The organism is Winogradskyella sp., from assembly GCF_003712105.1.
Lineage (GTDB): Bacteria > Bacteroidota > Bacteroidia > Flavobacteriales > Flavobacteriaceae > Winogradskyella.
The window spans coordinates 14,029-37,567 of record NZ_RHLG01000008.1; the positions used below are offsets into that span (position 1 = coordinate 14,029).

The window sequence follows — 23,539 nt, forward strand, 5'->3', positions numbered from 1 at the left end:
AAGTTTAAATTATGTTTTTTGCAACACTATAATACTGTTATTTTGTAGTTCTATTATTTTGCTCATAAATGATTTTAAAGCATCGTAATATCCAGCATCATAAATTGCTTTATCAAACTTTATTCTTAAAAAAACGGTTAATTTACTTCCTGTATTTTGAAATGAAACAGATACTAAGCCAGCTTTATTTGGTAATGCAAAGTTACTATCTCCTGGGATTTCCATGACTTTAAGTTTATCGCCTAAATCAACTTCCATAGAGTACAAATATGCTTGCTTATACCCAAAATCTATTGGATATGTTCTTAACTCCAGTTTGAAAGGATTTTCATTAAAAAACCTATAAACAAAAGGATTGAAATAAATTTTATCACCAACAAATTCTTCATCATGAATCAATTCTATCTGTTCAACGAACCGTTTGTCTTGAATTGATTTAGACAAGACCTTATGACTAGAAACTAAACTATTGTTAAATTCGTTTTTTAGCGCTTCTTTATAGGCGGTCGTATTTTCGTTAAACAATTTTTTGTAATTATGGGCACTGTATCCTGTTATTCCTCGATTTAATGTGCCCGTTAATTGATTGTTTTCATTGAGTTTATATTTTACGCCAATTTGAGTTGATGAATAGTTCTTTGGAATCGTACTCTCCCAATAACTTCCATAGTTGACATCAAAAACTCTTCCGTATTGATTTAAGCATCTAATTGGTAATTCTCCAAAACTTAAGTATGGCGTAGTTGCATCAATTAAAATAGTGTCTTCACCGATTATTAGTTTTACTATAACATAATTGAAATCAGTTAAAACCGGATAAACTTTTGTGGCTAATCCGTTTTGCCTTGTAGAAATTAACATAGGATAAGCTTCAAATCCTTCACTATGCAATATATTTTGAAGTAATAGGTTAATTTCAACTGCGTTGCCACTTTTGTTTTCTAATAATCGTTTTATTGATGAATCATAAATCCCAGATTTCTTATTCCATTTATAATTATTTAAAACATATTGGTAGATAGCTTTAGCTTTTTCTTTGTCATCAGTTATAGAAGTTATAACAGCAGGAAGTAGGTGTTTTACAAGATTTTTTCTATTTATTAATCTACCAAAATCTTTGTCAGATTTTAATTCATCGTCTACGTCGCTCCACGATTTGGTTATTTTTTTTACTTGTCCAGTAAATTGTTTTACAACACTAAGCTCGTACTCAATTTTGGCAATGTAGTTTTCCCTTGTGGTGGTAAATTTTTCCTCTCTGTAAGCCGGAATATCGGTCATAATGTATTTATAGACAGCACAATTGGCATTGGCACCTCTTCCAGCTACCAAACAGTTATATTCTATATTGCTTGTATTTTCCTTGAGCGGCAATCCACCAACCAATTTAATATGATATTCATAATTACCGGGGATACTGGCATTAAATTCGCTGTACAAGGTTGGTATATTGTGTTGAAAATACCATTGTTGAAATTTACTCACAAAGCTTGTGGTTTTTGTATAGCTGTAAGTGATTATACTACCAACTTTAACGTTAGGAAAAACCAATCTTACAATTTCCCAGTTCTCGTTTTTTTCACGATAGACAGCGTCTTTTTCCATTGTAGAAACTTTGACTTCACCACCATCTAAATTATATATTCTAACGTTTATATCTTTAATATTCTCTCTAGAATTAGCACCAATAAACAAAGGAATTTCTAGCTGTCCATAGTTTAATCCTTCTTTAGATAGTATTTTAATTTTACGTTTAAACTCAACGTTTAGTTTCCAATTGTTTTTGTTAAAATAGGCATTACCATAATCATAAATAATTACTGCTTCAGCGCTTGAATCAGCAGCATAAGAAGTATTAAGTAAGTCGTTTTTAACGACATTCATACCAATTTCATAGTCTTGAGAAAAAGAGGTTAAAGAAATGAGTGTAATAAATACCAAAAGACTTCTTTTCATTTTAAAACTTTATAATTTTAAGTCGTTTATTATTTCTGCGCACATAACTTTGAATAATATGCTGGTTGTCTTTATTATTTGTCATAGGTGTAATTAATGACAGTAAAACTTCAGGGTTATTAATTTGATGATTTAAATCAAAAAAGCCTAAGCCTTTAAACCTTCCATTTTCAATAACCACAACACTTCTCTCATCAATAAAACGTCCTCGGTCAATAATTAGCATGTTTTTATTTTCATAACTGTACGTCTGTATAAGCGCTTGTATTTTTTTGTTATACGCTTCGACAGATTCTTCTTGTATACAAGCACCGTTACATTCTTTTACTTCATATTTAAAGCAACTTGAGTTGGTTTTATATAATCCTATGAGTTTTTGGCATAGTTCATACGTATCTGCAATATTGAACATAAAACTTTTAGCGCTTTGTCGATTGGTAAATGTGGTGATTGGCTCTTCTTTTCGATTTGCTTTATCTATCTGTAGATTTATATAACCGTGTTTATCTATAAACTGGTATAAAGCATGAGTAAAAATGGTTCGTCTTAACGCCCTATTTAAAATAGGTTTATTCTTTTTAATTTCTTCACTCTCTTTTAATAGCGCAACCAATTCACTGCCAGTACGTTCGTAAGATACAGAAGCCACTAAAGTTCGAATTTTTTTTGATTTAGAATTGCTACCAGTAAAATGTTGGGTAATCCTCTTTTTTATATTGTTGCTCTTACCAATGTATATGATTTCTCCCTGTTCGTTATGAATATAATAGACACCTGTTTCTTGAGGCAACTCCTCGATAATAGATTTTAAGTTTGAAGCAATTTTTGATCGTTGTTCGGTCTTTACAGATTGCTTTATAATTTTCTTCTTAATATCCTTGTCTAAGAGTAATTTAAACAGCTTTACAGTAGCTTTTGCATCACCATCAGCTCTATGCCTATCACTAACTGGAATACCTAATGCTCTTGTAAGTTTACCTAAACTATATGATTGCATGTCTGGTATGAGCTGTTTTGAAAGCTCAACAGTGCAAAGGGTTTTACGCTTAAAAGGAAAACCAAGTCTGTTGAATTCTGTTTTTAAAATACGGTAATCAAAAGAAGAATTATGAGCTACAAAAATGCAGTCTTCAGTAATCTCAACAATACGTTTTGCAACTTCGTAAAATTTAGGAGCATTACGAAGCATGTTAGAATTTATTCCTGTAAGATTAACTACAAATGGCTGAATTTCACGTTCAGGATTGACTAAAGAAATAAACTGGTCGGTAATTTTATAACCGTCATATTGATAAATTGCAATTTCAGTTATGCCTTCTTCATTATACTTTCCACCAGTTGTTTCTATGTCGACTATTGCGTATATCTCTCCTAAATTATTATTGAATCAATGAGGTTAAAAATACAAAATCTAGTTATAATTTCTCGCGCCAAAAATGCTGCTTCCAACTCTAATCATATTACTACCGCATTTAATGGCTAACTCATAATCACCACTCATTCCCATTGAAATAATTTCAAGTTCTTGATGTTGAGTTTTTAGTTCTTCAAACGTAGATTTGAGGACATTGAATTCATTTTCAACTTGAATCATATTATTTGTAAATGTAGCCATTCCCATTAAGCCAACTATTTTAATATGTTCTAGTTCTGAAAATTCATTTGAGCTGAGAAGAGAAGACGCGTCTTCTGGCGTCATACCAAATTTACTGTCCTCTTCTGCAATTTTGATTTGAAGGAGACATTTTATTTGTCTTTGAGAATGAGTAGCTTGTTTATCAATTTCTTTTAGTAGTTTAAAACTATCAACACCGTGAACTAAGTCCACAAAACTAGCCATATATTTTACTTTGTTGCGCTGAACATGGCCAATCATATGCCACTGAATATCTTTTGGCATTTGCTCATATTTATTAGCCATTTCTTGGATTTTGTTTTCTCCAAAAATGCGCTGACCTGCATTGTATGCTTCCATTAAGTCCTCAACTGGTTTCGTTTTGGATACAGCAACAAGTTTAACATTTTCAGGTAAACTAGATTTTATATTATGTAAGTTTTGCTTAATACTCATAAATTGTAATTGCGCTTCTGAGTTTTGGTAAAATATAAGTGCTTTTTGGAGGCATGGTCAATCCTTCGTCGGCAATCTGTTTCATTTGTACAACAGTTGCTGGGCACATGCCAAAACCTACTTTAAAATCACCACTATCAACACTATTTTTTATAGTAAGCATTTCATGCCTACCATGTACATATTCAATTCGATTATTTTTACGCAAGTCGTTAATACCAAGTATTGGCTGTAAAATTGTCTTGTACAATAATTGTGCGTCTAACTTCTCCAAAGCTGTTTTAAACTTATAGGTGGTTTTACGTAAGTAAAGCGAATAAAATTCACCATCTAAATACATGCTAAAATGGTGTGGTTTTGACGGACTATATGGTACAATTCCTCTATTCTGTATTCTAAAGGTTTCATCTAATTTAATTAGAAATTCCTCTTTACTTAAACCATTTAAATCTTTTACTAATCTACTAAACTCCTGAATTACTAAGTCTGATTCCGGAATTAAATAGGTCATAAAAAAATTATAAGATTCCTCTCCATTATGCTTTGGATTTTTTTCTTTTTCATCTTTATATAATAAATATGAAGAAGAAGATCTGTGATGCCCATCAGCAATATAGATGGTGTCTATTTTATCAAATTCTTCGACTAAGTTTTTAATAACATCAGAGTTTTCAATTTTCCACAAATAATGCGTGTCTCTATAGGTCATAGTAAACTCAAACTCAGCATGAGCCTTTTGAGTTTCCTTTATAATATCTGAAATTAATTTATTGTCTGGATAAGTGAGAAGTACTGGTTCTGCATTAAAGCCAACAGTTTGTAAATAGGTTTTAAAGGTTTGTTCTCTTGAGGCAATGGTATCTTCATGTTTTTTTATAACATCTTTTTCATAATCCTCGGCACTAGATGCGGCTATAATACCATTAAACTCTTGTCCATGTCTGTTAACAATTTTATATACATAAAGTGAAGGTGTTTCGTCTTGCACAAAGACGCCATCTTCTTTAAATTCTTCGTACCTGTTTCTGACTAATTTATAGCGTTCTTTTCCTTTTACTTCTTGGTCATATTTGTATCCTGGGTTGACGATATGCAAAAAACTATATGGGTTGTAGTCCATACGAGATTCACGTTCCTGTATAGTATAACTCTGATAAGGACGAGCTGCAACCAAGCCTACAATAGCTCTAGTTGGGCGCACAGCTTTAAAAGGAATTATCTTAGCCATAATAGTTTAAGTTATTTGATGCGCTATTTTTTGAAGTCATCCACTATTCTTTTAGCTTTAAGTAGTCCACATCCTAATTCATGATGCACAATTGAAACAGCTGTTGGTACTTTGCCTTGTTTTATTAATAAAAGAACTTCTAAACGTTTATGATATGGCAATTCTTCCATTTTTTGTGTTTGTAGAGATAAGAATTATGAATCAGTTTCACTTTGCAAACTGCTTCGAAACTTTCTCTGCTTTTCTACTTTCAGAATAATCATAGAAACCTTCACCAGATTTAACTCCTAATTTACCTGCAGTAACCATATTTACTAGTAATGGGCATGGTGCATATTTGGGGTTTTTAAATCCATTGTACATGACATTTAAAATAGACAAGCAAACATCCAAACCTATAAAATCTGCCAATTGCAATGGTCCCATAGGATGTGCCATACCTAATTTCATAACGGTATCGATTTCTTGCACACCGGCAACTCCGTTGTAGAGTGTTTCAATTGATTCATTGATCATAGGCATTAAGATACGATTTGCTACAAAACCTGGGTAATCATTAACCTCAACAGGCACTTTTCCTAAAGTTTCAGATAATTCCATTATTGTTTTAGTGACGTCATCACTTGTACTATAGCCTCTTATGATTTCTACCAATTTCATTATTGGAACAGGATTCATAAAGTGCATACCTATTACGAGTTCTGGCCTAGAAGTGGCTGCTGCAATTTGAGTAATTGATATTGAAGAGGTATTTGTAGCAAGGATAGTATCTGCAGTACAAACGTCATCTAGTTGCTTAAAGATTTTTAGTTTTAAATCTACATTTTCTGTTGCTGCTTCAACAACCAGATCGGCATTAGCTACACCAGAAGCTACGTCAGTATATGTTATAATATTGCCTAAGGTCTCATTTTTTTGAGCTTCAGTAATTTTCTCCTTAGCAACCATTCGGTCTAGATTTCTAGATATTGTATCTAAACCTTTTTGAAGTGCGGCCTCACTGATATCTATAAGTTGAACATTGAACCCTGATTGAGCAAAAGTATGTGCAATACCATTACCCATGGTCCCTGCACCGATCACTGCAATATTTTTCATTTATATGTTTTTAAAATTGATTAATAATCATAGAAGCGACTCGTAGTGCTTCAGTGCCATCATGAAGTGTTACAATTGGTTTTGTATTAGTTTCAATAGCATTCGCAAAGGTTTCTAACTCGTCTAAAATGGCATTGTTGTTTGCCACATCAGGATTATCGAAATAGATTTGCTTTTTTACACCTTCTGCATTCTGAAGAATCATATCAAAATCTCCCGGTTTTTCTGGTGCATCTTTCATTTTTACTACTTCACATTTCTTTTCTAAAAAGTCAACTGATATATAGGCATCTTTTTGAAAAAAACGTGTTTTGCGCATATTTTTTAATGAAATACGGCTTGCGGTTAAATTGGCAACACAACCATTTTTAAATTCTATACGTGCATTAGCGATATCGGGAGTTTCACTAATTACTGATACACCGCTTGCCGATACATGTTTTACAGGAGAATTTACTACACTTAATATAATGTCTATATCATGAATCATTAAATCCAAAACTACTGGAACATCAGTACCTCTTGGATTAAATTCTGCTAGGCGATGCGTTTCGATGAACATTGGGTTAACTATCTGGTCTTTAACAGAAGTAAAAGCAGGATTAAAACGTTCTACATGCCCAACTTGACCCTTAACACCATGTTCTGCCACCAATGTTCGCAATGTTTCAGCTTCTTCAACAGTATTTGTTATGGGTTTTTCAATAAAAATATGTTTGCCTTTAGAAATGGCCTTTTTTGCACAATCGTAGTGAGATAAGGTTGGAGTTACTATATCCACCACATCAACGGCATTAATTAAATCATCAATAGAATCGAAGTAATTATATCCGAATTCGTCAACAACTTTCTGAGCATTTTCAGGGTCGGCATCATAAAAGCCAACAAGATTGTATTTATGTGATTGATTAAGTAATCTTAGATGAATTTTCCCAAGGTGACCTGCACCAAGAACACCAGCTTTAAGCATGTTTTTCAGTTTTAAACAAAAATAGGCGTTTTCGCTGAAACATATTAAAAAACCCTATATAAAAACTTATATTTTGATAATGATCCTAGAGTAAAATTCTGTTGCAATTTGATATAGGTTGGTTTATTTTTACATCAACTAAACTACCATTTTTGAAAGACACGTTTAAGCACAAGGGTATGCGGCAACAGTTGGTCACTATCCTTCAGAAAAAAGGCATAAAAGACCAAAAGGTTTTAAATGCAATAGGTAAAATCCCAAGACATTTTTTTATGGATTCGGGGTTTATTGACCATGCATATCAGGATAAGGCGTTTCCTATTGCTGCAAATCAAACTATTTCTCAACCTTATACTGTAGCTTTTCAGTCTGAATTACTTGACGTAAAACCTAATCATAAAATTTTGGAAATAGGAACGGGTAGTGGCTACCAAACAGCTGTGCTTATAGAATTAGGCGCAAAAGTTTATAGTATTGAACGACAAAAAGAGCTCTTTAAAAAAACATCTAAGTTTCTTCCTAAAATTGGTTATATCGCTAAGAAACTAATTTTTGGCGATGGCTACAAAGGTTTGCCTGAAGAGGCACCTTTTGATAGCATTATTGTAACTGCTGGTGCACCATTTGTTCCTAAACCCTTACTTTCACAGTTAAAAATAGACGGTAGGTTGGTTATACCAGTTGGTGATGATATACAAATCATGACTTTGTTTATCCGAAAAGGTCCGAAGGATTTTGAAAAACACGAATTAGGTGAGTTTCGTTTTGTACCATTATTGGAGGATAAGAACTAGTTAGTTGCTTCTATATATTTTGCTTTACCACCAACTACGGGTAAGGTGATTGAAGTTTCATTTAACTTAATTTCAAGCTCTGTGCCAGCTTCAGGATGCAATGTAAAGTCTTTATCACTTGAAAATATCATTACACCAATTTTTTGACCTTTTCTAATAATCTGGTCATCAGGTTGTAATTCAAAATTCACAGTGTAGAATTTGCCAGGCTTTAAAAGTTCTTCATCTGTTAAGGATTTGTAATTTTTTGGGTCAGCCCATCCACGCGTAATGATATTGTCAGTTATCTTTTTAGGACTATTTTCCCAAGGTAGTGATACCAACCAAACCGATAGATTTGCTGAAGGTTTACTGCTAGATAGGGTTATGCTCGCTTTTGCTAATCCCGAAATATGTACATCTTCAGTAAGCTCTGATGAAACATATAATAATCTGTTTTTTGAAGATTTAGATGACGCTAAGTCCTTTCCGCTAAAACTCACATCATCAACCAAGGTTTCATTGTTAGATGATGATTTCTCTAATTCTAATTTACCAAGAGTATTTCCTCCACTATTGAGATAAAGAGTAACATCTTTAGCTTCAGGATTTGGATAATCTTTATATGCTGTAGGTTTCATTCTGTCATCATATTCTCTTACGATGTAAGCTTTATTCTCTTCTTTGTCCACACCATTATCAATTCCATGAAGATATTTTGTAAACCATTTATTCATCATTTCAATTGGTGGTGGTCCACCATGACCAACTTGATGGTAATATATTTGAGATGGTAAACCTTTGTCTTTAGCAGCTTTATAAATTCTATAGCTATGTTCAGGCATAACATTCCAATCGTTAAACCCATGCGACATTAGCATTGCTGCTTTCATATTTTTCATTTGGTTTAGATAATCTCTACTAGACCAAAATTCATTTAAGTCTCCAGTTTGTCTATCCATACCATTTTTCATTTCGGTATCTCTAACTGTCTTATTATTATAAGGACGTTTAGATTCATCACCACTATGAATAAAATCGTATAAGACATCGATATCTTCTCCAAGATAACCACCTGGAGAACGTACTAAACCATTAGAACGGTAATAGTGATAATACGATGTATTCGGAGCAATTGGGATAATAACTTCTAATCCATCAACACCAGTTGTAGCAGCGGCCAATGGCAATGTACCGTTATAGGAAGTACCGGTCATGCCAACTTTACCCGTTGACCAATAGGCTTTAATTTCTTCATCTCCATTTCTCTCGGTATATCCTTTTACTCGACCACAAAGCCAATCTATTACTGCTTTTGGAGCTAAAGACTCGTTTGTTCCTCCAACTGTTGGAGCGCCATCAGAAAGTCCTGTTCCAGGTGAAGATGAGTGCACAACAATATAACCTCTTGGTACCCATTTTCTAATATGTGAGTTTGAAATAATTGGTCGTTTACCACGTCTTTTTACTTCAGGATGAAAGCGCTCTTCTCCGATCTCTCCCAATTCATGTTTTACATTCCACATTGTTCCCGGTGCATCCGCAGCAACTCCTGCGAAGTATGGGCTTGTTACGTATATTACAGGTAATTTTAAGCCTTCAGATTCTGTTTGTACTGGTCGAGTAACCGATACATGCATTCTATCTTTTTCGCCATCACCATCAGTATCAAACTCAGTCTCTACCCACAAATCGTGACGCAACCATTTATTTGGAGCACTAAAAGCCTCTACAATTTGTGCTTGTCCATCTTTAAAGACTGGTTTTGCTTTTTCCTCTAAAGACTGAGAGAACCCAAAACAGGTTACTATTAAACTTAGACCTAGAAATACTTTTGTTTTTGGTGATGTAAACATGTGAATTGAGATTAATGTTTTGCTAAAAATAATGACAAAACATTAGTCCTCAAATTCTTTAAGAAAAGTTTGGTATTTATCCTTTAGGCAAATACTTTTTCGGTATTGGATTGTCTTTAGATTCTTGCATCCAATAAATATTCATTATCCACCAACGATTGCCATCATTTAAAAGCTGAATGCTATTTATACCTCTCATAAAAGGTTCAGTATCTGACTTCTGTCTGTAAGATTCATAGGTACTGAAGACTTGAGTAATATTACCAAAAGTGTCAGTTTCTCTGTGTAATTCTACTTCATGAAAACCATTTTCTAATAACCATTTCCCAGATGTGTTTATGTAATCTTCTGGAGTCATGTAACGCGCTACATGAGTACCTTGTTGGTTTTTACCACTAGGAATAAGCTTTGCATCATTGTAAAACAAATGCTTGAATAACTCCCAATTGCGCTCTTTGCCTTTATCTCCAGAAATAACACCATATAATGTCTCAATAATTGTATCTATAGTTGATACTTGTTCTGAGTATTTATGAGTTTGTTCAGCTGTTTCTTGTGCAGATATGCTTAAAGAAAAGGAAGCGATTAAGATTAGTACTATTTTTTTCATATTAAAATTGTTTTTGCCAAATGAACATTATGGCTTAGAAGAATTTTAAGCCAAATACAAAGGCATCACCTTGAAACCCATTTTGGTAAGACCTAATATAATCAAAACGTAGGAAACGCCATTTTCCCCAACCGATATTGTCTAAACCAATTGTGAATTCCTGATAAGGTTTGTTATCTGTGGTTGCTAAATTATGCGCACCAACTACTAAATTAAAGTTAAGTTTATTTAACAACGGAATTTTACCTAAAATAAACCCATTGAAATCATGCTCAGCATGCATTTCTAGATAACTATCGTTAGTGCTTAAATCGTAATACCCTAAGTTATTAAACACATTTGTATAATTACCGCGCTGACTTAAATTGGTTTGATTGCCATTAAAATGTTGGAAGTCCACGAAAGCGATATCGTCTGCATTAAAGAACTTTCCGGCTCTAACATTATAAATAAATCGTCCTTTGTTGCCAATGGTAAAAGATTGATAAAGACGCGCTTTTATTTGATCAAAATTATAATCGCTATTGGTAGCCCCAAATCCTTTTTCGTATCCTAAAAGTAACGTTGGGAACTTGTTATTGGTAATATTGTATTTGCTGTCTGGATAACTCAAATAATTCTGCCCAAAATTAATGCGAGCTGAGACATTAAATTTTAAGATGTTGTGATTTTGAAATGGTGCTACACCAAATGCAGTTTCATCTAATGGATTATTACTGGTGTAAAATTTATCATCTTCTGGATAAAAGGTTTGGTCAGTAGTGTTGAATAATGCATTTCGTTTTTCATAGCTTAAACTTGAGCTTAACCTAAAACCGTTTAATAATTCTTCAGCATAATTAAATTGTACAAACTGGCGCTCATATATTTTTAAATAATTTTCAATAAGACCCAGAGAGAAAAACGTATTGTTACCAGCACTTATTGGATTGCTGTTATTGAATTGAAGGGTTTCTACACCACCAGATAATCTTATAAAAGAACGCGAAACATCATTAAACTTATAGGTTAATGAGCCTCTAGCGCGCAGTCTATCATCTGAAAACCCATAATTGATAGTTGCATTAGCACTAAAGAATTTTCGGAACTCATCATAGTTTTTCCGGTAAAAAAATGTGGCGTTTCCATTCCAACCTTGTACGGTATTAAAGCTAAAACCAGAAATAGGCATATCAAACCCTAAACTGTAATCTTTATGAGAATTTCTATATGTGTAGCCTAACACATTTGAAAGTTTAAATTTATTTCTAGCTCTATCCACTGAATCTAAATATGGCTTAGATTCTTTCACTAGCCTTATGCTATCTTTCTTTACATAATCTGTAACTTCTTCATTTGTAAGAGGTACAGGCCTAATTGCTTCCCAAAACAATGAATCTTTTTTATTCGCTTCTGGCTCAAAAGCAACTAATTCTCGTCCGAAATCTTTTTTAGTTACTGGCAAGTTAAACTCGTAGTTGCTGTAAACTGCAGTAAATCTTCCGTCACCTTTTATTCCAAAAATCCCATATTGAAAATCGATACTTTGAGAAATTTTTGCCCAAATATCTTCCGTTTCAGAATAGGAGAAGCTCTGCTTTAAGCTAATAATATCCACTGCAGGAATTCTGGCCTGTGTACCTGTGATATCTAACTCTAATGCATATATAGTCCATTGATCCTCTACAATGTAAATAATACCTGTAAAAATAGGGTCGTTCTCTCGCTTTGGTGTTACTATTATTTTATTAATAAGATTGCCCTTGTCGTCATAGAAAACACCGTCTAGTTTGTAACGGTAATACCCAAATGCATTATTAGCAATCGGAGATATAATTTCATTTCCGAATGAGATAGTATTGTCATAGATGTTGAAATCTACATCTTGAGCATTATTAAAGCTAAACCCTTTGTCGTCACCACTAACTTTAGATGCCGAAATTTTTTCGATTAACCGATTAGGTCTTAAAAACTTTAATTTAGATATGGTCTCTGAAAGGTAAATAATTCCGCTTCGTGTTGAGTCTAAACCATCTATTTCAACTTCCTGACCCAAAATCTTTTTTGGTGCGTCCTTTATACGAATCAAACCTCTCGAATAGAAGTCGGCTTTGTAGTTGTTTATTTTTTCAAGATTTTCCTTGCGCTTGGCAATGGTTTTACGCAAAATGATGTTTGCTGGGTTTTCTTCAGCGTTAATAACTACTTCATCAAGAGATACCTTTTCTTCCTGTAAGACTACATCTACAGTAAATGGAAGTTCTGTGACGTTTACAGTTTTCTTTACTGTTTTATAACCAAGATATTTAAAGATTAGATTATAACTTTTCTTTTCTACTCCATTAAGCTCGTAATAGCCAGCATCATTAGTTGTAGTGCCCTTATAAGTGTTTTCTATATAGACGTTTACAAACGGAAGTGCCTGGTTATTGGAGTCGGTTATATTACCTTTAATTTGTGAAAATGATAAGAAAGAAATTAATACACTAAAAGTAGAGAGTAATAGTTTTTGCATAAGTTTTTAATTGATGGTTTTAAATTATAGACGCGTTATATTATAAATTGGTTGCCTATGATGATCAAACATAGACTAAAAGAAAAATATGAAGCGTTAGAACTTTACTAAAGTTATCGGAAATTTTTCTTAATACGGTCTAAATTTCGCTTATTATCACGGTCTTTAATGGTCTCGCGCTTGTCAAACAACTTTTTACCTTTAGCTAAGGCTATATCTAACTTTGCAAGTCCTTTTTCGTTAATAAATAAGCGTAACGGAATAATTGCATTTCCTTTGACATTTACTTCACGCTCTAACTTTTTAAGTTCTCTTTTATTTAAGAGTAGTTTGCGCTCGGCTTTAGGCTTATGGTTGTAATAATTACCGTGAGCATATTCTTCAATGGTCATATTAATAACAAATAGCTCACCACCATCGTTAAATTCGCAAAAGCTTTCAGCAATTGAAGCTTTACTATTGCGAATAGATTTTATTTCAGTACCAGTAAGAACAATACCTGCTGTATATTTGTCAAGTATCTCGTACTGAAATTTAGCTTTCTTGTTTAATATGTTAACCGTCTTTTGCATGGTGAGCAAAGTTAGTTTTAAAAGTGAAAAGTAAAAAGTTATTAGCTAAGAGTTATAAGTCGAAAGTAATATGTTAAAAGTTGTAATCTAATCTGTAGTTTTACGACCTGTATATTTTAAAATCATGGTATGCGCTATATATCGCTTCTTTTATTAGTATTAGTATTTAATTGTAAAAATGAGATTAAGACGTCTAAACCTTTAACAGCTAATGAAATAGTAGATAAATCTATTGATGTTTCAGGTGGAATTGTATACGATACAGTAGCTGCTGTTATAATTAATTTTGATTTTAGATCTCTTGGTTATCGCAGTGTGTATTCTTCTGAAGGTAAAGTGCTTAGAAGACATATTTTTAAAGAAGAAGATACGATTTTAGATTTTTTAAAAGGGAATCAATTTCAACGTTACATAAATAAAATTCCGGTTAAAGTTCCCGATTCTATGATACCAAGATATTCAGCTTCAGTGAATTCAGTACACTATTTTTCGGTGTTGCCATATGGTTTAAATGATAAGGCTGTAAATAAGGAATTAATAGGCGAGGAGCAGATTAAAGCTAATAATTATTACAAAGTCAAAGTTACTTTTGATGAAGAAGGTGGTGGAGAAGATTTTGAAGATGTCTTTATCTATTGGATTAATAAAAAAACGTATAAAGCAGACTACTTAGCATATTCTTATAACGAAGATGATGACGTAGGTATGCGCTTTAGAGAAGCGTATAATGAAAGATATGTTAAGGGCTTACGATTTGTAGATTATAACAATTATAAATCTGAAGATGAATCAGTATCACTCTTAGAGTTAGGCAATGCATTTGATACTAATAAGCTAAAACTACTTTCTATGATTGAATTAGAAAATGTAGATGTTGGATTAATCGACGACTAACACTGTTGATGATTTATCATCTGGTTTTACAGTTACGATATAAAGGTTAGCATTATTGTCGTCTGCAATCATTTCATACTTTTTTTCTCCTAACAAGCCATTGGCAAACATTGGTGTTGTATTACTATGACCTACAATAAGAACAGTTTTGCCATAAGTCTCATCCGAGAATTGTTTTAGATCCAAATTTCTTGGATCATATAATTTAAGTTCTAGATTATTGGCTTTAGCAGTTGGTAAGGCAGTCTCTTTAGTTCTGTTATAATTAGTAGAGTAAACAGCATCAAATTTTACGTCCTTCAATACGTTTGCCCAATTATCTGCACGTTTCAATCCTTTCTCTGTGAGATGTGGGTTGCGGTTAGATTTGTCAGAACGGTCTTTTTCTGCATGTCTAATAAGATAAAAAGTTGTGGTTTTTTGCTCTTGAATAAACTCCTTCTCAAAAGGACCTTCCCAAATGACCTGTTCTATCATCCACTTACCGTTGTCTTTAGACAGTAGCATAAAATCTATTCCCCAAAAACCAGTAACTTTTGCAGCAGCAATATGATTGCTAATTTCAAGTACTTTAACACTCCGCATTTTGGTCTCAGTACGGATATTACCTTTTTCCTTGGTATTTTGAGCCATTTTAAGGGCATTCTCATAAGTCAACTGAGCGTAATATTCGTACTTGCCAGTGTCTTTATTTTTCCAATACCCAAACTTATATAGCCTAGGTTTTAATGCAGCTTTTAATTTGGTTGTATCACCTTGGTAAAACCCATCAATATAGTTATTTAATGTAACTTCTATTTGTGCTTTGTCTGAAGTTTTTTGAGCAAATGTAATGCAAGAAAATAAGAATAGGAGAGATGCAAAAGTTGATTTCATGGTTGATATAATTGAATGATTACTCAAATATAATCTAGAAATCTGGTGTAAGTATAAAAGCTATGTTAAAACTATTATTAATACGTCAATTGAGAGTGATACTCATTCATCATTGACACTCCAGATGATGTGCCAATTCTATCAACACCAGCTTCAATATATTTTAAGGCAGTTTCTGCAGTTCTAATTCCGCCTGAAGCTTTTATTTTGGCTTGACCTTTAAGCGTTTTTTTAATAATCTTAATGGCTGTAAGTGTTGCGCCACTTTTGGAGAATCCGGTTGAGGTTTTTACAAAATCTGCATTGGCATCTAAACAAATTTCACAAGCTCTAACAATTTCATTTTTTGATAACTCGCTTATCTCTAAAATAACTTTTAGTGTATTGTGTCCAATGGCGCGCTTTACGTCACTGATGTCTTTTAGTATTGCAACAAAGTTTCTACTCTTTAAAAATCCTAAATTCATCACCATATCAATTTCTGTGGCACCCATATTTACAGCACTTTGTGCTTCATAAATTTTGGACTTTGTAGACATGGCACCTAGAGGAAAGCCAACAACAGAGCATACTTTAACAGGTGTTTCTTTTAATGCTTGTTCTGCGATTGCTACATAACCACTGTTAACACAAACCGAATGAAAGTTGTGAGTGATAGCCTCATTACATAGGCTAATGATTTGACGCTCAGTAGCAGTAGGCTTTAAAAGTGTATGATCTATATATGCGTTTAATTCCATATTCTTATTTAGGAAAATTATAAGTTACTCTATAAAATAAGGGTAAACTTAACACGAAAGACTACCCATGTTAAGCAGAAATGGAATTAATTAGCTCGATAAAACTAACAATTTATCCGATAAAATGAAAGATATTTACAATTTTTAACTATGCATTTCATCGAAAAATTATAAATCATCTGGTTTTTAAGTATTTAAGCAAACAAGTTTTGAATACGTTTATCGAATGTTTGGTTTTCTGTTGGATGTAATACTCTTCCAAAAAACGACATTAAGTCTTCAGAGTGTATTTCTCTTTTTTGAGTTAATAAACTGTAATGCGTAAAGCCACACCAAATAATGGATTTTAAATGGCTCTTGTCTTCATTGTACATACGCATTTCAACTTTTAGATTGCTATTGTCAAAATAGATAAGTTGAGATTCAATATTAACGACTTCCATTAGCAAAGCCGGTTTTAAATAAACAATTTGGTTACTTGTTGACACCCAACTTTTACCTTCAGTTTTTGCCATTTTATAAATATCTAAATCATAGGCATTAATTAATTCGTCTTCACGATGATTCATAAAGTAATCAATGTATTTCCCGTTATTTAAGTGATTAAATGGGTCACAATCCTGAAATCTAATTTTAGCTTGGCTTGATACTGTTTTTGGTAATACCATCTTTTTTGATTTTTAAATATACCAATCGGTATATTATTGGTTAAAAAAATATTAAGTTTTTAGTTCATTTGTAATCATTTCATCAATCTGATTCATGGAATCTTTCATATAAAATTCATCATCCATAGTGTATGTCATAAATATTGCACCTTGAATCATTGAGTCTATGCGCTTAGCGTATTGCATTGCATTAATTTCTGAGGATATTTCTCCGTTTTCAATACCATCTTCAATTATAGTTGCCACTTGATCTTGAATACGTTCTATAACTATACGTACACTTTCTAATAATTTCGAATTTTGGTTGTTTGCATCGACACCTATATTAAGCACTGGGCAACCACCATATGTTTTACTAATTCTATAATAATCTCTATAGAAATCCGCAATTAGGTATAGCTTTTTTAGTGGTGATTCACTTTTGTTGATATGGTCCGCTATTCGCGACATTAATTTTTTTATAGTATGCTTAAATGCAGCTATGGCTAGGTCTTCTTTGTTTTCAAAATTACCGTAAATGGCGCCTTTTGTTAAGCCTGTTGCAGAGGTAATATCACTCATACTTGTTGCTGCGTATCCGTACCTATTAAATATTGGTGCAACCGTTTCTAAAATATGCTGTTTAGTTAATTCTGATTTTGTAAGCATGATTCAAATATATAAAAAATATACCAATTGGTATATTTTTAATTCTATAAAAAGGCAACGCGATTTTAGTTTGGACGTCACAAACCTATTTTACGTTGCCTTAGATGTCTGCCGCTAAGCAGACCAACCAATCAATATAAAGACTGTTTAGCGGCTTATTTGTTACACATTTTACTAAATTTCTTCGATAACTAAGTCACCCTGATTTCTAAAGACCAATTGATTATCAAACTCATCGAGCAGAATAATACTGTTCGTGGTAACTTTACCAGCCAGAATTTCTTTACTTAACTCATTTAACACCTGTTTTTGAATAACGCGTTTTACTGGTCTTGCCCCATACTCAGGGTTATAACCTTTGTCAGCCAAATAACTTTTTGCTTCATTAGTGGCATCAAAAGTAATACCTTGCTGTGCAAGCATTTTTACAACTGATTTTAATTGTAAATCTACAATTTGCATTATGTTGTCCTTAGATAAAGGTGTAAATAAAATTGTATCATCAATTCTATTTAAAAACTCAGGTCTAACAGTTTGCTTTAAAAGCCCAAGCACGTCAATTTTAGCAGATTCCATTGCAGTAGAAATATCTTCAGTAGCTTGAAAACGCTCTTGGATGATATGGCTTCCCATATTAGATGTCATGATAATTATGGTGTTTTTAAAATCTGCTATTCTCCCTTTATTATCTGTTAATCTTCCTTCATCTAAAACTTGAAGTAAAACATTAAAGGTATCTGGATGTGCTTTTTCAATTTCATCCAATAATACGACTGAATAGGGCTTACGTCTAACTGCCTCAGTTAATTGTCCGCCTTCATCATAGCCAACGTATCCTGGAGGTGCTCCAACCAATCTACTTACAGAATGACGTTCTTGATACTCGCTCATATCTATGCGCGTCATGGCATTTTCATCGTCAAATAAATATTCTGCAAGTGCTTTCGCTAATTCTGTTTTACCTACACCAGTTGTGCCTAAAAACAGAAATGTTCCTATAGGTTTTTGCGAATTTTGAAGTCCAGCTCTAGAGCGGCGTACAGCATCACTTACGGCTTCAATAGCTTCTTCTTGGCCAACAACACGTTTGTGTAGTTCATCTTCAAGTTTTAAAAGTTTTTCACGCTCACTTTGAATCATTTTAGTCACAGGAATTCCAGTCCATTTTGCCACAACATCTGCTATATCTTCGTACGTAACTTCCTCTTTTATAAGTGCAGTATCTTGTTGACTTTCAAACTGTTTTTGGTAAGTTTCAAGTTGTGCTGAAGCTTCTTTAATTTTTCCATAACGAATTTCAGCCACTTTACCATAATCACCTTCACGTTCAGCACGCTCAGCTTCTAACTTATAATTTTCGATGTCTTGCTTTGCAGTTTGAACCTTGTCTACAAGCTCTTTTTCATTTTTCCATTTGGCATTAATAGCATTGCGTTCTTCTTTAAAATTCGCTAGTTCAGCTTTAAGCGATTTGATTTTTGACTCATCTTTTTCTCTTTTTATAGCTTCATGCTCAATTTCTAACTGCATGATTTTACGATCTAAGACGTCTAATTCTTCTGGTTTAGAATTTATTTCCATGCGAAGTTTAGAAGCTGCTTCATCCATTAAATCAATAGCCTTATCTGGTAAAAACCGATTAGTGATATACCTATTAGAAAGTTCTACTGCGCCTATAATGGCTTCATCTTTTATTCTAACTTTGTGATGTGTTTCGTACTTCTCTTTAATACCTCTAAGGATGGAAATAGCACTTTCGGTATCAGGTTCATCAACGATTACTTTCTGAAAACGACGCTCCAAAGCTTTATCCTGTTCAAAATACTTTTGATATTCATCTAGAGTGGTAGCTCCAATTGCGCGAAGTTCACCTCTTGCTAATGCAGGTTTTAGAATGTTCGCTGCATCCATAGCACCTTGACCACCACCAGCACCTACTAATGTGTGTATTTCATCAATAAAGAGAACAATATCTCCATCACTGGTGGTCACTTCTTTTATAACCGCCTTTAAGCGTTCTTCAAATTCGCCTTTGAATTTTGCACCGGCAATGAGCGCGCCCATATCTAAAGCAAAAATTTGCTTATCCTTTAGATTTTCAGGAATATCTCCGTCTATAATTCTATGCGCTAATCCTTCAGCTATAGCTGTTTTTCCAGTTCCGGGTTCACCAACAAGTATTGGGTTGTTTTTTGTTCTTCTGGAAAGGATTTGAAGAATACGACGAATTTCTTCATCTCTACCAATGACTGGATCTAGTTTGCCATCTTGTGCTAATTGATTTAAGTTCTTTGCATATTTATTTAAAGAGTTATACGTTTCTTCTTGGTTCTGCGAAGTCACTCTATCGCCTTTACGTAATTCTTCTATTGCAGCTTTTAAGGTTTTTTCGGTTGCACCTTGATCTTTTAGTACTTGTGCTATTTTACTCTTGGATTTAAATATTGCTAAAATTAAATGTTCTATTGAAACAAAATCATCTTTCATGTTTTTGGCAATGATAGATGCTTCATTAAGCGATTTACCAGCTTCTCTTGACAACATTATATCTGTACCACTTACTTTTGAATAGCTCTCTAACTCTTTATCCAAAATTTGACTAAGTAATGCAGTGTTTACATTTAGTTTTTTTAGTATAAACGGTAGCACATTCTCATCGACATTAAGAATGCCTTTAAATAGGTGCTCATTCTCAATGTGTTGATGGCCATAGGTCTGCACAATTTGCTGTGCTTGTTGTATGGCTTCTTGTGATTTAATTGTATAGTTGTTAAAATTCATAGTTTTAATTATTTATCGTCAAACACGATTTTTCTTTTTCTATGTGTTTTATTTCAATTATCTTACCATTAAAAAATTAGCGACAAAATGTCTGTAATCAACTGGTTTTAAATGACTTTTTGTCTTTTTGTAAGTTGATGGTTTTTCTGCGACTTAAATTGGAAAAATTAGTTTATGGGTTTATTAAAAAAGATATTTGGAGGTTCTGCCGAACCTAAAGAAGAGAAAGTATTGCCTTGGCAACAACTTAATAGCTTAGAGCAGTTAAATGAGATAGAGAAGCGCTCTGCTACAAAAACCCAGTTTATATTTAAGCACTCTACAAGATGTGGTATAAGTAGAATGGTAATTAATCAATTCGTTTCGATGTACAAATTAGATTTGAATGCCGACTTATATTACCTTGATCTTTTGAGTTATCGCGATGTATCTAATGAGGTTGGTTATAAGTTTCAAGTGATGCACCAGTCACCACAATTACTTGTTATTAAAAATGGTGTCGCTGTTGCGCATGCATCTCATGGTGCTATTAATGACATGGATTTAGATAGATTTATCTAAAATCTATTGTACAACTACCAGAGGTACCAAACCATTTTACGCGATTCTTAGAAGCAGTTTTGTAAATAAAATCTCTTATCATTCTTGGAATAAATGCTAATAATGCTGCTACGCGCTTCCATTTTGGAATTTTGGAGACTATCTTCAAAAAACCATCAGAGTGTGTTTTAACGCCACTTCCATCAATTAAAATTACAGTATCTAATTGCTGAGTTGGGAAACCATATGTTTTAAGCAATTGTTGACCATAAGAAGATTGAAAAGCTACAAATTGAAATAAATCTTCTGGAGCAAACTTTAATAGCCAGCCAACCACGCCATTACACAGGTTACATTCTCCATCAAAAATTATGATGTCTTTGGTTAATTGATTTTCCATGATTAGAAATTTTATGGTATTGTAGACGCATAAAATTTAAATAACTTTCATATACTATAGTTTTTAAAATTATGTTAATGTTTATGTATGTAGTATTTAAGATTGAGTACTTAAGTTATCTTTAATAATTAACAATTATAACATCAACCTAAAATTTAAATGATGAAAAAACTCGTTTTTCTATTATTAGCTTCTTTTATTGTTTTAAGCTGTAAAACTGAAGAGAAAGAAACACCTCGACCATATCTTAGTTTAACTCCACCAACTACAAAGAAAATTCCAAAAACATTAAAAGAACACGATACGACGCGTATAGACAATTATTTTTGGATGCGTTTATCAGACGAGCAAAAAAATGCAGATACACCTGACGCACAAACACAAGATGTATTGAACTACTTAAATGCCGAAAATGATTACAAAAATGCAGCAATGTGGCATACTAAAGATTTGCAAGATACTTTGTATAATGAGATTATAAGTAGAATAAAAAAGGACGATTCGTCAGTTCCATATACTGATAATGGTTATTCTTATTATACGCGTTTTGAAGAAGGTAATGACTATCCATTGTACTGTAGAAAAAAAATTACACCAGATGCGAAAGAAGAGATATTACTAAACGGCCCTAAAATGGCTAAAGGGTTATCTTATTTTGCTATTGGAGGTAGATCTATAAGCCCTAGTAATGAACTTCTAGCTTTTGGCATCGATACTATTTCAAGACGCAAATACACTATATATTTCAAAAATCTTATAACTGGTGAAAGGCTTAATGATCAATTAACAAACACAACCAGTTCTGTGGCATGGGCTAACGATAATAAAACGGTGTTTTATGTAACTAAAGATCCTGTAACGCTTCGTTCTAATAAAATTTACAAGCACGTTTTAGGAACTGATCAATCTGAGGATGAACTTGTTTTTGAAGAGAAAGATGAAACATTTAGAACATTTGTTTACCGAACACGATCAGATAAGTTTATAGTAATTGGCAGCTCACAAACACTATCAACTGAGTATCGATTTTTAGATGCAGACACACCTAATGGTGACTGGAAAGTAATTCAACCACGTGAAAAAGGTCTTGAATATAGAGTTTCACACTATGGTGATCATTTTTATATTAGAACAAATTTAAATGCAACCAATTTTAAATTGGTAAAAACACCAATTAATGCCAGTACAAAAGAGAATTGGGAAGATGTAATACCGCATCGTAAAGATGTTTTATTAGACGGTGTAACTGTTTTTAAAAATCATTTAGTATTGGATGAACGTAAAAGTGGTCTCAGTACCATACGAGTAATGGAATGGGATGGCAGTAATGATCATTACATTGAATTTAACGACCCAGCTTATGCAGCATTTACGACTACAAATATCGATTTCGACACTAGTGTTTTGCGTTATGGATATGCATCTCTAACAACACCTTACAGCACGTTTGATTATAATATGAATGACAAGTCTCAGCAGTTATTGAAACAAGAGGAGGTCGTAGATTCAAACTTCGCTACCGATAACTATATTTCCGAACGATTTTTTGTGACTGCTCGTGATGGCGCTGAGGTACCAGTTTCATTAGTTTACAAAAAAGGAACAAAGAAAAGTGCAGATACACCATTACTGCTTTATGCATATGGGTCTTATGGTAGTATTACTGAACCTTTCTTTAGTGCTACAAGATTAAGTTTACTTAATCGAGGATTTATTTATGCTATTGCACATGTACGTGGTGGTCAAGAAATGGGAAGACATTGGTACGAAGATGGGAAACTATTAAAGAAGAGGAATACATTTACAGATTTTATTGATTGTGGAAAACATTTAGTAAAAGAAGGGTATACTAGTAGTGACCATCTTTATGCTTATGGTGGTAGTGCTGGCGGTTTGTTAATGGGCGGAATTTTAAATATGGAACCAGAACTTTGGAATGGTGTAGTGGCTGCAGTACCTTTTGTTGATGTGATTTCTACAATGTGGGATGAAACAATTCCGCTTACTACGTTTGAATTTGATGAATGGGGAAATCCTAAAGACAAAGAATATTACGACTATATGATGTCTTATTCACCATATGATAATGTTGAGGCTAAAGATTATCCTAACACCTTAATTACAACAGGATATTGGGATAGTCAAGTGCAATATTGGGAACCTGCAAAATGGATAGCAAAGCTCAGAGAGTTAAAAACAGATGACAATCTTTTAATTATGGATTGTGATATGGAAACAGGTCATGGCGGTGCCTCAGGACGTTTTGCTCGTTACAAACGTACAGCACTTACATATGCCTTCTTACTCGATTTGGAAAATAAAACTGAAGAATAAAATAATAATACTGCAAGCATTATTATTAGC

Annotated in this window: 20 protein-coding genes; 4 read left to right on the plus strand and 16 right to left on the minus strand. The window is 33.2% G+C overall.

Annotated features, from left to right (window positions below; translation table 11 throughout):
• Nucleotides 1–9: 9 nt before the first annotated feature.
• From ED556_RS14195 to ED556_RS14220, 6 genes are all read right to left on the minus strand, one after another.
• The gene (locus ED556_RS14195) at nucleotides 10–1,956 is read right to left on the minus strand and encodes a DUF3857 domain-containing protein (RefSeq protein WP_296325343.1); all 1,947 of its coding nucleotides are present in this window, start codon (nucleotides 1,954–1,956) and stop codon (nucleotides 10–12) included.
• 1 nt (nucleotide 1,957) lies between these two features.
• Nucleotides 1,958–3,322 carry an exonuclease domain-containing protein gene (locus ED556_RS14200; RefSeq protein ID WP_296325444.1) on the minus strand — a complete coding sequence of 455 codons (1,365 nt, stop codon included), beginning with the start codon at nucleotides 3,320–3,322 and terminating at the stop codon, nucleotides 1,958–1,960.
• A 45-nt stretch (nucleotides 3,323–3,367) separates the two neighbouring features.
• Nucleotides 3,368–4,027, minus strand: coding sequence for a YggS family pyridoxal phosphate-dependent enzyme (locus tag ED556_RS14205; protein ID WP_296325345.1), 660 nt, complete (start codon nucleotides 4,025–4,027; stop codon nucleotides 3,368–3,370).
• Entirely contained in the window at nucleotides 4,017–5,255 is a 1,239-nt protein-coding gene (locus ED556_RS14210; RefSeq protein ID WP_296325348.1) for a DUF1015 domain-containing protein, read from the minus strand. The genes ED556_RS14205 and ED556_RS14210 overlap by 11 nt, the downstream gene beginning before the upstream one ends.
• A gap of 207 nt (nucleotides 5,256–5,462) precedes the next feature.
• Entirely contained in the window at nucleotides 5,463–6,353 is an 891-nt protein-coding gene (locus ED556_RS14215; RefSeq protein ID WP_296325351.1) for a 3-hydroxybutyryl-CoA dehydrogenase, read from the minus strand.
• Between the two features lie 10 nt (nucleotides 6,354–6,363).
• Complete coding sequence (locus ED556_RS14220; RefSeq protein WP_296325353.1) at nucleotides 6,364–7,323, minus strand: Gfo/Idh/MocA family oxidoreductase; 960 nt, start codon at nucleotides 7,321–7,323, stop codon at nucleotides 6,364–6,366.
• Nucleotides 7,324–7,475: 152 nt separating this feature from the next.
• On the opposite strand from ED556_RS14220, the gene ED556_RS14225 reads away from it, so the two are divergent.
• Entirely contained in the window at nucleotides 7,476–8,117 is a 642-nt protein-coding gene (locus ED556_RS14225; protein ID WP_296325358.1) for a protein-L-isoaspartate(D-aspartate) O-methyltransferase, read from the plus strand.
• On the opposite strand, the gene ED556_RS14230 is transcribed toward ED556_RS14225, so the two are convergent.
• The 4 genes from ED556_RS14230 to smpB form a co-directional block, all read right to left on the minus strand.
• Complete coding sequence (locus tag ED556_RS14230) at nucleotides 8,114–9,952, minus strand: Xaa-Pro dipeptidyl-peptidase (RefSeq protein ID WP_296325361.1); 1,839 nt, start codon at nucleotides 9,950–9,952, stop codon at nucleotides 8,114–8,116. The two genes, ED556_RS14225 and ED556_RS14230, sit on opposite strands and share 4 nt — an antisense overlap.
• A gap of 76 nt (nucleotides 9,953–10,028) precedes the next feature.
• Entirely contained in the window at nucleotides 10,029–10,562 is a 534-nt protein-coding gene (locus tag ED556_RS14235) for a hypothetical protein (protein WP_296325364.1), read from the minus strand.
• Nucleotides 10,563–10,596: 34 nt separating this feature from the next.
• Entirely contained in the window at nucleotides 10,597–13,056 is a 2,460-nt protein-coding gene (locus tag ED556_RS14240; protein ID WP_296325368.1) for a DUF5686 and carboxypeptidase regulatory-like domain-containing protein, read from the minus strand.
• A 113-nt stretch (nucleotides 13,057–13,169) separates the two neighbouring features.
• On the minus strand, nucleotides 13,170–13,628 hold the full coding sequence (gene smpB / locus ED556_RS14245; protein WP_296325371.1) for an SsrA-binding protein SmpB: 459 nt from the start codon (nucleotides 13,626–13,628) through the stop codon (nucleotides 13,170–13,172).
• Between the two features lie 129 nt (nucleotides 13,629–13,757).
• On the opposite strand from smpB, the gene ED556_RS14250 reads away from it, so the two are divergent.
• Nucleotides 13,758–14,522 (plus strand): DUF6503 family protein, encoded by a 765-nt coding sequence (locus ED556_RS14250; RefSeq protein ID WP_296325373.1) that lies wholly within the window; start codon nucleotides 13,758–13,760, stop codon nucleotides 14,520–14,522.
• Here ED556_RS14250 and ED556_RS14255 read toward each other — a convergent pair.
• The 5 genes from ED556_RS14255 to clpB form a co-directional block, all read right to left on the minus strand.
• Nucleotides 14,508–15,398 (minus strand): histidine phosphatase family protein, encoded by an 891-nt coding sequence (locus ED556_RS14255; RefSeq protein ID WP_296325376.1) that lies wholly within the window; start codon nucleotides 15,396–15,398, stop codon nucleotides 14,508–14,510. The two genes, ED556_RS14250 and ED556_RS14255, sit on opposite strands and share 15 nt — an antisense overlap.
• A 77-nt stretch (nucleotides 15,399–15,475) precedes the next feature.
• A complete protein-coding gene (deoC, locus tag ED556_RS14260) occupies nucleotides 15,476–16,138 on the minus strand; it encodes a deoxyribose-phosphate aldolase (RefSeq protein ID WP_296325378.1) in 663 nt (220 codons plus the stop codon).
• Between the two features lie 194 nt (nucleotides 16,139–16,332).
• On the minus strand, nucleotides 16,333–16,806 hold the full coding sequence (locus tag ED556_RS14265) for an acyl-CoA thioesterase (RefSeq protein ID WP_296325381.1): 474 nt from the start codon (nucleotides 16,804–16,806) through the stop codon (nucleotides 16,333–16,335).
• A gap of 51 nt (nucleotides 16,807–16,857) precedes the next feature.
• Entirely contained in the window at nucleotides 16,858–17,454 is a 597-nt protein-coding gene (locus ED556_RS14270) for a TetR/AcrR family transcriptional regulator (protein ID WP_296325384.1), read from the minus strand.
• Between the two features lie 174 nt (nucleotides 17,455–17,628).
• A complete protein-coding gene (gene clpB, locus ED556_RS14275) occupies nucleotides 17,629–20,235 on the minus strand; it encodes an ATP-dependent chaperone ClpB (RefSeq protein WP_296325387.1) in 2,607 nt (868 codons plus the stop codon).
• Between the two features lie 174 nt (nucleotides 20,236–20,409).
• On the opposite strand from clpB, the gene ytxJ reads away from it, so the two are divergent.
• Nucleotides 20,410–20,796 (plus strand): bacillithiol system redox-active protein YtxJ, encoded by a 387-nt coding sequence (gene ytxJ / locus ED556_RS14280; RefSeq protein WP_296325389.1) that lies wholly within the window; start codon nucleotides 20,410–20,412, stop codon nucleotides 20,794–20,796.
• Here the strand turns inward: ytxJ and ED556_RS14285 are convergent.
• On the minus strand, nucleotides 20,789–21,175 hold the full coding sequence (locus ED556_RS14285; protein WP_296325392.1) for a thiol-disulfide oxidoreductase DCC family protein: 387 nt from the start codon (nucleotides 21,173–21,175) through the stop codon (nucleotides 20,789–20,791). The two genes, ytxJ and ED556_RS14285, sit on opposite strands and share 8 nt — an antisense overlap.
• Before the next feature lie 162 nt (nucleotides 21,176–21,337).
• Here ED556_RS14285 and ED556_RS14290 point away from each other — a divergent pair, with 162 nt between their 5' ends.
• Nucleotides 21,338–23,509 (plus strand): S9 family peptidase, encoded by a 2,172-nt coding sequence (locus ED556_RS14290; RefSeq protein ID WP_296325395.1) that lies wholly within the window; start codon nucleotides 21,338–21,340, stop codon nucleotides 23,507–23,509.
• The last annotated feature ends 30 nt before the right edge of the window (nucleotides 23,510–23,539 follow it).

What these genes read in the sequence shown, in the direction of transcription:
- ED556_RS14220 (WP_296325353.1), bottom strand. Translation starts at nt 7,323, where the DNA reads ATGCTTAAAGCTGGTGTTCTTGGTGCAGGTCACCTTGGGAAAATTCAT.
- ED556_RS14210 (WP_296325348.1), bottom strand. Translation starts at nt 5,255, where the DNA reads ATGGCTAAGATAATTCCTTTTAAAGCTGTGCGCCCAACTAGAGCTATT.
- ytxJ (WP_296325389.1), top strand. Translation starts at nt 20,410, where the DNA reads ATGGGTTTATTAAAAAAGATATTTGGAGGTTCTGCCGAACCTAAAGAA.
- ED556_RS14240 (WP_296325368.1), bottom strand. Translation starts at nt 13,056, where the DNA reads ATGCAAAAACTATTACTCTCTACTTTTAGTGTATTAATTTCTTTCTTA.
- ED556_RS14215 (WP_296325351.1), bottom strand. Translation starts at nt 6,353, where the DNA reads ATGAAAAATATTGCAGTGATCGGTGCAGGGACCATGGGTAATGGTATT.
- ED556_RS14235 (WP_296325364.1), bottom strand. Translation starts at nt 10,562, where the DNA reads ATGAAAAAAATAGTACTAATCTTAATCGCTTCCTTTTCTTTAAGCATA.
- ED556_RS14270 (WP_296325384.1), bottom strand. Translation starts at nt 17,454, where the DNA reads ATGCTTACAAAATCAGAATTAACTAAACAGCATATTTTAGAAACGGTT.
- ED556_RS14285 (WP_296325392.1), bottom strand. Translation starts at nt 21,175, where the DNA reads ATGGAAAATCAATTAACCAAAGACATCATAATTTTTGATGGAGAATGT.
- ED556_RS14205 (WP_296325345.1), bottom strand. Translation starts at nt 4,027, where the DNA reads ATGAGTATTAAGCAAAACTTACATAATATAAAATCTAGTTTACCTGAA.
- ED556_RS14265 (WP_296325381.1), bottom strand. Translation starts at nt 16,806, where the DNA reads ATGGTATTACCAAAAACAGTATCAAGCCAAGCTAAAATTAGATTTCAG.
- smpB (WP_296325371.1), bottom strand. Translation starts at nt 13,628, where the DNA reads ATGCAAAAGACGGTTAACATATTAAACAAGAAAGCTAAATTTCAGTAC.
- ED556_RS14255 (WP_296325376.1), bottom strand. Translation starts at nt 15,398, where the DNA reads ATGAAATCAACTTTTGCATCTCTCCTATTCTTATTTTCTTGCATTACA.
- ED556_RS14250 (WP_296325373.1), top strand. Translation starts at nt 13,758, where the DNA reads ATGCGCTATATATCGCTTCTTTTATTAGTATTAGTATTTAATTGTAAA.
- ED556_RS14290 (WP_296325395.1), top strand. Translation starts at nt 21,338, where the DNA reads ATGAAAAAACTCGTTTTTCTATTATTAGCTTCTTTTATTGTTTTAAGC.
- clpB (WP_296325387.1), bottom strand. Translation starts at nt 20,235, where the DNA reads ATGAATTTTAACAACTATACAATTAAATCACAAGAAGCCATACAACAA.
- deoC (WP_296325378.1), bottom strand. Translation starts at nt 16,138, where the DNA reads ATGGAATTAAACGCATATATAGATCATACACTTTTAAAGCCTACTGCT.
- ED556_RS14195 (WP_296325343.1), bottom strand. Translation starts at nt 1,956, where the DNA reads ATGAAAAGAAGTCTTTTGGTATTTATTACACTCATTTCTTTAACCTCT.
- ED556_RS14230 (WP_296325361.1), bottom strand. Translation starts at nt 9,952, where the DNA reads ATGTTTACATCACCAAAAACAAAAGTATTTCTAGGTCTAAGTTTAATA.